This window comes from Thermosynechococcus sp. Uc (assembly GCF_029335995.1).
Taxonomy (GTDB): Bacteria; Cyanobacteriota; Cyanobacteriia; order Thermosynechococcales; family Thermosynechococcaceae; genus Thermosynechococcus.
Map to the genome: position 1 here is coordinate 1 of NZ_JARJMS020000015.1, position 12,640 is coordinate 12,640.

9 protein-coding genes are annotated in these 12,640 nt (G+C 51.7%); 6 read left to right on the forward strand and 3 right to left on the reverse strand.

The genetic code is table 11. From position 1 onward, the window contains the following. Positions 1-172: 172 nt before the first annotated feature. The 6 genes from P3X23_RS01800 (at position 173) to gshB (ending at position 7,673) form a co-directional block, all read left to right on the forward strand. The gene (locus P3X23_RS01800) at positions 173-1,504 is read left to right on the forward strand and encodes an HlyD family efflux transporter periplasmic adaptor subunit (protein ID WP_300872572.1); all 1,332 of its coding nucleotides are present in this window, start codon (positions 173-175) and stop codon (positions 1,502-1,504) included. Between the two features lie 172 nt (positions 1,505-1,676). Then, positions 1,677-3,512, forward strand: coding sequence for an NAD(P)H-quinone oxidoreductase subunit F (locus P3X23_RS01805; protein WP_300872574.1), 1,836 nt, complete (start codon positions 1,677-1,679; stop codon positions 3,510-3,512). A gap of 27 nt (positions 3,513-3,539) precedes the next feature. Continuing rightward, complete coding sequence (locus P3X23_RS01810; protein WP_300872576.1) at positions 3,540-5,015, forward strand: NADH-quinone oxidoreductase subunit M; 1,476 nt, start codon at positions 3,540-3,542, stop codon at positions 5,013-5,015. Positions 5,016-5,031: 16 nt separating this feature from the next. Then, complete coding sequence (locus P3X23_RS01815; RefSeq protein ID WP_300872578.1) at positions 5,032-6,345, forward strand: CO2 hydration protein; 1,314 nt, start codon at positions 5,032-5,034, stop codon at positions 6,343-6,345. Positions 6,346-6,442: 97 nt separating this feature from the next. Then, positions 6,443-6,706: a glutaredoxin 3 gene (gene grxC / locus P3X23_RS01820; RefSeq protein WP_300872579.1), complete on the forward strand. Its 264-nt coding sequence runs from the start codon at positions 6,443-6,445 to the stop codon at positions 6,704-6,706. Positions 6,707-6,716: 10 nt separating this feature from the next. After that, entirely contained in the window at positions 6,717-7,673 is a 957-nt protein-coding gene (gshB, locus tag P3X23_RS01825; protein WP_300872587.1) for a glutathione synthase, read from the forward strand. Positions 7,674-8,160: 487 nt separating this feature from the next. Here the strand turns inward: gshB and P3X23_RS01830 are convergent, their stop codons facing one another. The 3 genes from P3X23_RS01830 to infB all read right to left on the reverse strand — a co-directional run. Continuing rightward, positions 8,161-9,078: an ABC transporter substrate-binding protein gene (locus P3X23_RS01830; RefSeq protein ID WP_300872581.1), complete on the reverse strand. Its 918-nt coding sequence runs from the start codon at positions 9,076-9,078 to the stop codon at positions 8,161-8,163. A 181-nt stretch (positions 9,079-9,259) separates the two neighbouring features. Beyond that, positions 9,260-10,159 (reverse strand): ABC transporter substrate-binding protein, encoded by a 900-nt coding sequence (locus P3X23_RS01835; protein ID WP_300872583.1) that lies wholly within the window; start codon positions 10,157-10,159, stop codon positions 9,260-9,262. A gap of 48 nt (positions 10,160-10,207) precedes the next feature. Then, positions 10,208-12,640 (reverse strand): translation initiation factor IF-2 (gene infB, locus P3X23_RS01840; protein ID WP_300872585.1); only part of this gene is annotated, 2,433 nt, incomplete at its 5' end.

A 12,640-nucleotide genomic window follows, 5' to 3' on the forward strand; every position in this document is an offset into this window, starting at 1 on the left:
GCTTAGGATAATAAAAGGCTATTTGCGTGTTTAGATTAAACAGTAAAAGTATATCTTTTTAACGTCTAGTTGTGAGGTGAACATAAGGTGTTTTTAGACCAAGGTTTTCACTCATCAGTTATGCAAAAAGAGCTGGTTTTATCAACTTTAACTAACCTGTTGTGAGCTTCCCATGAAAAAGCCCACTTCAATTTCTGTGTCCAATTTGAGTCGGAGTTCCCCCTTGGTGCAGAATGAAAATCAGGTGTCATTAACTCAACAACTGAAGCTACGGCGATCGCTCCTTGCCAATCTACTGGTACTGGCGGTAGGCTGTGGCATTTTCACCTTTGCCGGCGTGTTTCTCTACCGCCACTTGACAACTGTCCGCAGTCGGGATGCCGTTATCAATGGGGTGATTGTGAATGTGCGTGCTCCTGAGGAAGGGCGGTTGGAGAAACTGAGGGCGCAGGTAGGCGAGTTTATCACCCCCACAGATGCCCCCTTAGCCCTCATAGAAAATGACTATGTCAGCCAAGGCAACGCCCGAGAAGTTGAAAAATGGCTAGAACGCCGCCGCGGCGAACTGGAGGCCGCTCAGGCAAAGCTGGCTCAGTTGCAAGAACTCCTTGCCTCTGCCCAACAGGATGAACGGAATCAACAGGTGCTTGAGGTGGAGCAAACCCAGCGCCAAGTGGCGGCTGCTCAAGCAGAACTCGCGGCTGCTAAGGCCAATCTTGCCGATGCCAGAGCGCGCTATCACCTAGCAAAAATGAACTACCAGCGCTTTAGTCAGTTGGCGCAGCAGGGAGCAGTGCCCCAAGCCCAAGCAGATGCAGCACTAACAGAATTACAGCAAAGCCAAGCCCAAGTGGCTGCTCGCCAACGGGCAATGGAAGCTGTGGCTCGCACCGTTGAGGCTTTAAAAGCCGATGCCCGTGCTGCTGAATTGGGGCTGACACTGCGCAATACTCGCAGTAACTACGACCCCCGCCTACGGCTACAAGAGTTACAAATTCAGATTGGTGAACAGCAGGCGATTGTCAAAGGCATTGAACGGGAAATCGCTGCCCAACAACGACAGGTTATCCAAGCACAGCGGGAGGTGGCGCAGCGCAGGGTGGTGAAGGTGCCTGTTCCCATTGCTGGCTATGTCTGGCGGGTGGAGGCGCGGCCGGGCATGTTTCTGGGGAAAGGGGATCAAATTTTGCAATTGCTGGATTGTCAACGGCGTTGGATTGATGTGTTTGTGGATGAGCAATCTCTGCGGTTGATCCATCCGGGCACTAAGGCAAAGATTGAACTCTATGGCAACAAAGGGAAGGTTCTGTGGGGAACCGTTAGCAACATTCGTTCGGGTTTGGGGCGGCTCAATCCTGGAGATGATCAGGTGATCCCCATTCCCGAAAATTACCCGCGTCAAAGTCAAGTGCGTGTTGAGTTAGATGCCGACCCAGACTGGGGCGAGGGTAACTTTTGCTATGTGGGCTACACCGCACGAGTGACGTTTCAGATTGTCCCCTAAGTATTGATATTTACCTTAAAGGTTTGAGGCTTGTGACAAGGGCTGTCGTTGCCGTTTATCTAGGCAATAAGAAATATTGATGCAATTTTATTCTTGGCCGCGGTCAAGTACGGTGTCGTTCATAGATAAGATTAAATCTAATTAGTCTTATCCATAGGCATAAGCAGTGTTTATGTTGCAATCATTTGCGGACACGGTGTGGCTTGTACCTTTCTACTCGCTGGCAGGAATGGCGCTGTCTTTGATTTGGTTACCGGCAATTACTCGCAAGACAGGACCTCGTCCAGCGGGCTATGTAAATATCTTGCTAACATTTTTCTCCTTTGTTCATGCCCTGCTGGCAACGGTAGCGATCGCCAACCAACCGCCGCAGTCTGTGCATTGGACATGGCTCGATGTCGCGGGTCTGCACTTTGACCTTCCCGTGGAGATTTCTATTTTGACGACCACGGCTCTCATGTTGATCACGGGTTTGAACCTAATGGCTCAGGTTTTTGCCGTTGGCTACATGGAGATGGATTGGGGCTGGGCGCGGTTTTTTGCTCTCTTAGCTCTTTTTGAAGGGGGGATGGCTGCTCTAGTGCTCCTTGACTCCCTGTTCTTTAACTATGTGGTGCTAGAAATTTTGACCCTTGCCACCTACTTACTCATTGGTTTTTGGTTTAATCAACCCCTAGTGGTTACGGGTGCCCGCGATGCCTTTCTCACTAAACGGGTGGGAGATTTGGTGCTGCTGATGGGGGTGTTGGCGATTTATCCCCTTGCGGGTTCGTGGAACTACGATGATTTAGCGGCTTGGGCCGCTACCGCTCAAGTGAATCCCCTACTGATTACCTTGATTTGCCTAGCTCTGATTGCTGGGCCTATGGGCAAATGTGCCCAGTTCCCACTGCACCTGTGGTTGGATGAAGCCATGGAAGGTCCAATTCCTGCTTCGATTCTACGGAATGCCATTGTTGTGGCCACGGGGGCATGGGTGCTCGTTAAGCTAACCCCCGTTCTCAGTCTCTCCCCCGTGGCTCTAACGGCTTTGCTGGTGATTGGGAGTGTTACCGCGTTGGGGGGGACCCTCATTGCCATTGCCCAAGTGGATATTAAGCGCGCTCTCTCCTATTTAGTCAGTGCCTACATGGGCTGGGTATTTATTGCTGTCGGTCTCAAGGAGCCGGGCTTGGCCTTTGTCTTTATCCTCACTTATGGGGTGGCAATGGCACTGCTGATGATGAGCATTGGTGCCATTATCTGGAATAGCATTACCCAAGATCTGCGGCTATTGGGTGGATTGTGGTCACGGCGCCCCATTTCTAGCCTCTCGTTCCTCGTTGGTTCAGTCGGACTTCTGGCCTTACCCCCCTTGGCAAGTTTTTTCCCTCAGGCGGAATTACTGGATACGGCCTTTGCCCAACTGCCTTGGGTGGGCATTGTACTGCTGCTAATCAATACCTTTGCGGCCTTTAGTCTAGGTCGTACATTCTGCCTTGTTTGGGGCGGCGAGGTTAAGCCCATGACGGCGCGATCGCCCGAGGTGTTTTGGCCGATGATTTTGCCAATGACGGTTGATTTGGGCTTTGTGTTGCACTTGCCAATTCTCATGTGGCGATTTGACTGGGTGATTTGGACCCATCCTTCCTTGACCACCGCAGCCGCGCTAATCCTGACTGCTCTTTTAGGCTGGGGGACAGCCGCATGGGTCTATCTCGGCAAGGCAATTCCCAAACCCGTACAGTTTCCCCTGCCGTCGGTTCAGGATCTGCTGGCCTACGACTTCTATACGCCGAAGCTCTACAAAGCCACAGTGGTGGGGGCAGTGGATATGATTTCCCGCATTACCGCTTGGTTTGATCGCACGTTTGTGGATGGCACTGGCAATGCCTTTGGCGTGGTGACACTCCTAGGGGGCGATCGCCTGAAGTACAGTACAACGGGTCAATCCCAAGCCTATCTTCTCACCATTTTGATGGGGGTTGCCATTCTGGTCATTGCCATTTGTTGGCCACTGCTGGCCTAGTACTCCATTCCTTGAGGTTCTTGCCCTATGCTGACGCTGTTAATTGTGTTGCCCGTCATCGGTGCGCTGCTGATGCCGCTGCTACCGGCGCGATCGCTACGTTCGGTTGCATTCGCTACCGCCACTGCCATCTTTGCCCTTTCCCTGTGGATGCTGACGCAGTTCGATGTCCGGCAAACAGTACTGCAATTTACGGAATTTGTGCCGTGGCTATCGCCCTTGGGATTGAACTATTCCCTTGGTGTGGATGGGTTGTCCCTACCACTGATTGTCTTGGGGACGTTCTTGACGCTCGTGGTGGTGTTCACAGGTGAAAAAAGTTCCCCCCGCCTGTTTTATGCCCTTGTCCTTCTGGCCAATGCAGGGGTTACCGGGGCTTTGGCGGCACAGAATTTACTCTTGTTCATTTTCTTCTACGAAATCGAGTTGGTGCCATTTTATCTGCTGATTTTGATCTGGGGAAGGCAGCGCCGCGAACAGGCCGCCATCAAGTTTCTCATCTATACCGCAGTTTCTGGCATTCTTGTCCTCGCTGCCTTTTTGGCAATGGGTTGGCTGACCCACGCCCCTAGCTTTGACTATGCCGATATCCAAATGGCCGGCTTGGCACCCACGACCCAAGCAATTCTCCTGTTGCTGTTGATCTTGGGCTTTGGTATCAAAATACCCTTGGTGCCCCTCCACAGTTGGTTGCCCGATGCCTATGTGGAAGCTGCGACGCCAACCGCAATTCTGCTTGGGGGAGTACTGGCAAAGTTGGGCACCTATGGGCTGGTGCGTTTTGCCCTAGGCTGTTTTCCAGAGGCTTGGGGGCAGCTGTCGGGTTCGCTGGCAATCCTGGCGGCGGTGGGTATTATCTATGGTGCCCTTGCTGCCATTGCTCAAAAGGATATTAAACGGATGGTGGCCTACAGTTCCATTGGTCACATGAGCTATGTCCTGCTGGCGGCAGCGGCCCATACCCAACTGAGCATGGTGGGGGCGATCGCCCAAATGATTAGCCACGGCTTGATTTTGGCACTGCTGTTTTATCTAGTAGGTGTCATTGAAACCAAAGTGGGCACCCGTGAGTTGAATGTGCTCAATGGCTTGCTCAATCCCCTGCGCGGCCTACCCACCACCAGCGCCCTCTTAATCTTGGGGGGGATGGCCAGTGCTGGTATTCCGGGACTGGTGGGTTTTGTTGCTGAATTTTTAATCTTCCAAGTCAGCTACGGCACGTTCCCAATTCCCACTCTGATTGCAGTCGTTGGCACTGGTTTGACAGCCGTTTACTTTGTGATTTTGATTAACCGCACCTGTTTTGGCCGCCTTGACAATGCGACGGCCTACTACCCGCGGGTGGTTTGGTCAGAAAAAGTGCCTGCTATTGTCCTGAGCTTGTTGATTCTAGTCTTGGGTGTGCAGCCCACGTGGCTCGTGCGTTGGAGTGAAACCACCAGCGCCGAGATTATTGCGGCGATACCGAGTGTAAAGGAAATTGTGGCCAGTTTACCCCAATAGTTAGGAGAGTATCCCCATGATTCAAGCGATTGAGCGTCCCAGTTCGGCACAACTGCCCCCCCTAGATCACCCCCTCGCCGATATCATTTACCGCCTTGAGGCGGGGGGTGCCCTCATTCCTGACACGCCGGTGAACCTAATGAAGATCATTGGCATGTACAAAGCCTACTCCATTCCGATGGACTTTTACTGGCGAGATTTGCTCTACCTTGGTGAGCGGGTATTTATTGATCCTTTTCCCTTCTTCAAGTATTTCCCAACCCAGGAATACTTTGATCTGCCCAATCATTACGCTGGCGATACGGCAGATCTGCAGATTTGGCGCGGCCCTGCCCATGCCCATCCAGAACTGATGGCATTTATTGACAAGGGAGAAACCAGAAAGATGCCTCGCTTGCTTCATCACCTCTGGCACGATCGCATCAACATGGAGTTTTCTGAGGATCTTGCCCGCAAAATGATGTGGCACCGCATGGGGGGGCAACTCGATATTTACCTTGATTCCGAGGAATACAAAACAGCAGCTGACCGAGCCATTCGTGCCTACTTCCGACGCAACCCGCTGCTGCTGGGACTGTACAAGCTCTTTCCGGATCTCTTTTTGGAGCAAGCGCGCCAAGCCACCTACATGAATGTGCTGGGGCTATTTTGGGAAGTGATGGCAGCGGTCTTCTTTGAGATTAGCGATCGCTACGACGAGGGCAGCATTACCAGCGTCAAAGATGCCATGAACTTCTTGGTCAATGGAATTTTTGCTGCTGCCGGCCGTCCTATCTATCACCATGTCTATATTGATGATGAGGTGCATGTTCTTGTGCCTAAGGAAAAGGGCTTTATGTGGCTTTATGAAGCGGCTTTCCCCTATGTGGAAGCTGTCTTTTATCGCACAGCCCCCTTCCGAGGAACCAAGTCCTACAATGCCCAAGCCAATCAAATCCCCACAGATCAAGTGGACTTCCACTATGGCATTCTCTTTGCTGATAAATTCCCTGTGGGAACGGCGGGAATTCCGCCAACGCTGCTGCATCAGGATATGTATCACTTCCTCCCCCAGTACCTAAGAGATTACTTCCACCAACACTGTCGGGGTGAGGATGATATTTTGGTACAGCTAGGGATTGCCTTCCAGCACTCGATGTACACCGTCACCTCTGCCGTTTTGCAGGCAACCCGTGCTGCTTTCTACTATCCTTTGGATGATCCCAATCCAGAGCACCTGATGGCGAACCGCCGCTTCTTTGTGGCGCAGATGGATCGCTTCATTCGCCCCCAGTACGGGATTGCTGAGGCCTGCAAAATTCGCAATGTTCAGGATCCCAGCTATTTGTAGGGATTTTTATTTTTAGGGAATAAAGGGGAGAGGCGATATTGCTCCCCAATTTTTGCTAGGCTGAAATCAACGTGAACTTTTGTAAAGAGGTAGCGCCGTGGCTAACGTTGAAATCTATACGTGGTCTCGTTGTCCCTTCTGTATTCGGGCTAAACAACTCCTGACCCGAAAAGGGATTAGGTTTATCGAGTACGTGATTGATGGGGACGAAGTTGCCCGCGAAGCAATGGCACAACGTGCCCATGGTCGGCGATCGCTGCCGCAAATTTTCATTAACAACGAGCACATTGGTGGCTGCGATGATCTCTACGCTCTGGAGGCACAAGGGATCCTAGATATGCTCCTGCAAGCGGCAGCTTAGCTGAATGGCCGTGGATATTGCCTTTATCATTGACCCGCTCGCCAGCCTTGATCCTAGCCACGATACCAGTGTGGCATTGATGGAAGCAGCGCAGGCAGCAGGGGCACAGGTGTGGGTAACAGAAATTTCCCAACTGCTGATCCGCGACGGTCAAGTATGGGCTGGGGTAACACCGATTCAGCTATCGCCAGTGCAACTAGTGGCTGGCCAGTGGCACATTCCCCAGCCCTGGTTTCGGGCGGGTGCCCTCGAATGGCGACCCCTCAATACCTTTCGAGCGGTGTGGATGCGCAAGGATCCCCCCGTTAATACCGCCTACCTTTATGCAACCTACTGTCTTGATTTAGTGGATACCAAAACTACGCTGGTGCTCAACTCGCCAGCGGGCCTGCGCCATGCCAACGAAAAGATGTACGCCCTGCAATTTACGAGTGTGATGCCTAAGACCATTGTGACGGCGGACAAGCAACACATTCGTGAGTTTGTGCAGCAGCAGGGCATGGCGGTGCTCAAACCCTTGGGCGGTAAAGCAGGAGAAGGCATTCTCTTTTTGCAGGCGGGCGATCGCAACCTGAATTCAATGATTGAAATTAGTACCCAACGGGGACAACTGCCGGTAATGGTGCAGGAATATCTACCGGCAGCCAAAGAGGGCGACAAGCGAATTATTCTCCTAAACGGCGAACCAATGGGGGCAGTAAATCGGATTCCCACAGGGGATGAATTTCGCGGCAATATGGCCACGGGTGGACGGGTGGCAGCCGTCGAAATCACGGAACGCGATCGCCAGATTTGTCAAACCTTGGCTCCTGCTCTTCAGCGGGATGGCCTCTATTTTGTAGGGATTGATATCATTGGTGGCTATTTAACAGAGGTCAACGTCACTAGCCCCACTGGTGTGCGGGAAATTGATCGTCTCAATGGTACTCGCCTTGGTCAACGGGTGATGGCTTGGCTATTGGGTTAGTGCATGCCAACTTCATTCTCAAGTATCTCAGCCTTTGCGACTATACTTTACCTGAACTCCCAGTTGTCCTTCAAAAACGCATAAAACACGAGACAGCGAGTACTTTGCCAAAACTTAAATTTAATAAAAGCATAGCAGCCTAGGGATGATCATGATAACGTTAACAAGTCAGCTATTTTCCCAGAAGAGATATCATCAATTAAAACTGCTGAATGGATGTATTGACACTCGCCGCACTAAAGTGACGGGACTACCAAGCCATTCTACGATCAGGTGAATAGAATGTTTGTCGTGCGCATAAAAATAATATAAGAACGGCAGTGGATTACGACCGACATCGAGTCGTTAATTTTTGTGAGACTAAGAGTAAAATAAAGTTTCAGCTAGCAGTGAATCTTTCCTGTCAAAATATACAGGGATATCTTAAATACTTAAATACTAAATATACGATCAAGTCCCTTCAAACTGTCGTTCAGCACATTTGGCTCTAAGTAATACCAATTTGAGTCTGCTGATCATTCCACATTTTCCATTGTTCGTAGATGCGGCGCAATGTACCGTCCTTTTTGAGAATATCGAGGGCTTGATCGACTTCTATCTTGAGAGTTTCTCCTTTGGGGTTGTTCTTATTAAAAGCAATCACATAGTTATCCAAAAAAATGGGCATACCAATTGGGCGCAAGCTATTGTTGACCGTGCTCCCTGGACCAGCGCCAAGAATGTAGTAGGCAACAATTGGATAGTCCACCATTACAGCATCAATACGCTCTTGGGCAAGGTCATCAAAGGGCAAATTGCCATCATAGGCACGGGTTTTAATGTTTTTTTCCTTTTCAAGAATTTCTTGAGCTTTATAGCCGATGCCCGTACCGACGGTCATGCCAGCGAGATCGGCAAGGGTTACTTCACTAGTGGCGGTGTACTTTTCAAAGCGGGGATCCTCAGCCCGCACCACAATTTGCTGACCATAGCGATAGTAGGGTTGGGAAAAGAGTTGAGTCCGCTCGCGATCGGCAGTGATTTCCCAGCCATTGAGAATCATGTCAAAGCGGTTGGCAGCAAGGGCAGCCGTGAGTTGATCATAAGCTGTGGCAACAAATACGGCATTGACTCCCATTAATTGGGCGATCGCGTCGGCAATTTCCACCTCAAAACCAATCAACTTACTGGGATCAACAGGATCATAAAACACGTAGGGAGCACCACTGATGGCCTCAGCCCCCCAAGCCAATGTACCGGGATTGAGGAGGCCATTGCTGGAGACGATACCCAGTGTTGAGGTTCCAGAGGTCGAATCTACATTGCCGGCACAGGCTGTGAGTAGGGTTTTACTACTTGTGGCAATCGCGATCGCCCCTATCCCCTGGGCCACCCGGCGCAAAAACGTTCGACGCTGCAGTCCCATCTTGGTTTATTCCTCCATATCTGGTTTTGCTGATGGTTCTTGATCTTGGATTTGCTAACGGTATGGCGACGAGTGCCCAACTAGCCTTGCCAAGAGATATTGGAGAGGGCGAGGGGAAGTGGTGACGGGGTTTGGAAGGTTCTTCGGAAACGACTCATAAGGTATCCCAAAACCTCCGACTCTAGAGAATACCGATTTCTGCTTGAGCTTCATTCCAAAGTCCCCAGCGCTCATAAATCTGTCGCAGCGTGCCATCTTTTTTGAGAATACTTAGCGCTTGATCAACCTCCCCTTTAAGAATTCTGCCCTTGGAACTATTGGCATTGAATGCTATGACATAATCACTTAAAAACAGGGGTTTGCCAATAGGGCGCAACGTGGGATTCTTGGTTGCACCAACCCCTTGACCTAAAATTTGATAAGAGACGAGGGGAGCATCCACAAGAATGGCATCAATTGCACCGCTTTGCAAGTAGGTTAGGTAGTCAGCTCCGCGATAGATATAGGCTTTAAGGTTGGGGGCTTCTTCAAGAATTGCTTGCGCTTTGTAGCCTATCCCTGTTCCCACTCTCATACCCGTCAAAATCTCTAGGCTAATCTCACTGTTGGCAGTGTACTCTTGAAAGCGAGTGTCATTTGCCCGCACCACCACTTGCTGACCATAGCGGTAGTAAGGCTGAGAGAAAAGCTGAGTGTTTTTGCGTTCGGCTGTAACTTCCCAGCCGTTTAGGATGAAGTCAATCTGGTTGGCCGCAAGTGCAACTGGCAGTTGATCGTACAACATGAGAATTAGGCTAGACTGCACTCCCATCAGTTGGGCGATCGCATTGGCAATTTCTGCTTCAAAGCCCAGCGGTCGGTTAGGCTCGGCAAAATCATAAAAGACATAGGGAGAGCCATCCTCAGCCCCCCAAGTCAATCTACCGGGAGTCAGCAAGCCATTACTGGAGATTCTTCTGCTAGGGGGGGAATTTCCCTGATTGGCACAGCTTGTCAGCAGAAATTTACTGCCAGCGGCGATCGCGATCGCCCCTATCCCCTGGGCCACCCGGCGCAAAAACGTTCGACGCTGTAGTCCCACGGCGGCCTCCTCACATCAGGTTGATCATGAATTTAGAGTTATGATTCATCAACACTTTTTATCGCTACTGCTGCCAAGACTACGACGTTTTGTTACTGTCTGGAAGGCATAAATAATATCCCCTTCCTGCCATTGTTGGAAATCATCCAGGCGCACACCGCATTCGTAGCCTGCCGCAACTTCGCGGACATCGTCCTTCATGCGTTTGAGCGAATTCAAGATGCCTGTGTGAAGAACGTTTTGCTGGCGCAGCACCCGCACTTTGCAGTTGCGTACGAGCTTCCCGTTGAGGACATAACAACCGGCCACTGCCCCTTTGCTGAGGGGGAAGATAGCCCGCACTTCCGCTTGACCCAGTTCTTCCTCCACCAGTTCGGGTTCGAGCATCCCCTCCATAGCTCCTTGAATATCATCGAGGAGCTTATAAATGATGTTATATTCACGGATATCAACGTTGTGCTGCTCAGCCGCTTGGCGTGCCCCTGAGGCAAGGGTGGTATTAAAGCCAATGATGACAGCACTACTGGCGGCGGCAAGATCAACATCGGTTTCGGTAATTTCGCCGGGGGCAGCCAGTAAAACCCGCAACTGCACTTGATCTTGGGGAAGCTGGTTGAGGGCCGCTAAAATGGCCTCGACGGAGCCTTGAACGTCGGCTTTGAGAATGAGATTGAGTTCTTTAAGTTCCCCTTCGCGCGCTTGGCTAGATAGCGAGGTGAGGGAGACGCGACGGGCAGCTGCGGCTTGGGCAAGGCGGGATTGCCGTTGGGCGGCGGCTCGCTCTTGCGCAAGGGCACGGGCAGCTTTTTCATCGCTGAGGACTTCAAATTCGTCCCCGGCAGCAGGAACATCCGCCAGACCTAAGACTTCCACAGCAAAGGAGGGGGTTGCTGCCTCGACCCGTTGCCCGCGATCGTCAATCATGGCGCGAACCCGACCAAAACAGGCACCCGCCACCAGAACATCGCCGACCCGCAGTGTCCCATTTTGTACCAGCAATGTGGCCACAGGCCCCCGTGCCCGATCTAAATGGGCTTCAATGACGGTGCCTTTAGCGGGGCGATTAGGATTGGCGTAGAGATCCTCCACTTCGGCCACAAGCAGGATCATTTCTAGGAGCGTATCGAGATTTTGCTGCTGCAGGGCACTGACGGGCACCATAATTGTGTCGCCGCCCCACTCCTCTGGCACCAGACCATATTCGGTGAGTTCCTGTTTGACTCGCTCCGGTTGGGCAGACTCTTTGTCAATTTTGTTAATGGCGACAATGATCGGAACTTTGGCTGCTTTGGCGTGACTAATGGCTTCAATGGTTTGGGGTTGTACCCCATCATCGGCGGCAACTACAAGAACGGCAATGTCGGTTACCTGTGCCCCCCGTGCCCGCATAGCGGTAAAGGCTTCGTGACCGGGGGTATCGAGAAAAACCACCTGATGTTTCTCGCCGTTGTGTTCAACATCCACATGGTAGGCGCCAATGTGCTGAGTGATACCGCCTGCTTCCTCTTGGGCGACCTTAGCATTGCGGATAGCATCGAGAAGGCTGGTTTTGCCATGATCCACGTGACCCATAATTGTAACCACGGGCGGACGCCGCTGTAGGTGATCGAGGTCGCTCGACTCCAGCATTTCCGTAACTTTTATGGCTTCAGCTTTGTGCTCTGCCGTTTCCACCGTGATTCCCAATTCCTTGGCCACGAGTTCAATCGTTTCCACCTCAAGGGTTTGGTTGATGGTGGCAGCAATTCCCTTAAAGAAGAGAATTTTAATGATTTCCGCTTCAGGGCGATGCACTAAACTCGCCAGCTCCTGCACTGACATTGGGCCTTCAATCGTAATGCGATCGGGAGGTGGTGCTTCGGCTGGCTCTTCGTGACGGCGATCGCGATGGCGGGGTTGTTTTTTCTCGCTGCTTTTTTCAGTTTTCGCCACGGGTGTAACAGGGCGAGCCGGACGAGGAGTCTTGGGCTTGGGTGGCCGTTGCAGCGATTGACTGACATCAACCGTGACTTGGGGCACCCCCACTAAGCGGCTGGTGAGTTCGAGTTCTTCCTCTTCATCAATGACTTCTTCACGCAACTTAACGGCGCGGGAGGATTTCCGTTTGTTCTCCTCATCATCAAAGTCTTTGTGACGGTGGCGGTCTTTAATAACTTTGCTAACGGACTTGTCATCGAGAACCTCAACGGTTTCGGCAACGGGCTTCGGTAAATTCGGTGGCCGCAACACCGGGGGAGCAGGTTTTGCGGGTGGCGGTTGTAGTTGCGGCATTGAGGGCTTGGGGGCTATTTCCGGAGGTTTGGCCGGCGCCGGGGGCACTGCCCGTTGCACAATTTCGATGCGGTCTTGACTGTTGGGTTTCGCAGGAGCGATCGCCCCCTTGTCTTTTTTGGGTGGTTCCTTCAGCTCTTTGGAGGGCGGGGGAGCCACAGCGACTTTTTCTACTTTCTTTGTGGGGCGAGCCGGTGGGGGAACTAAGGT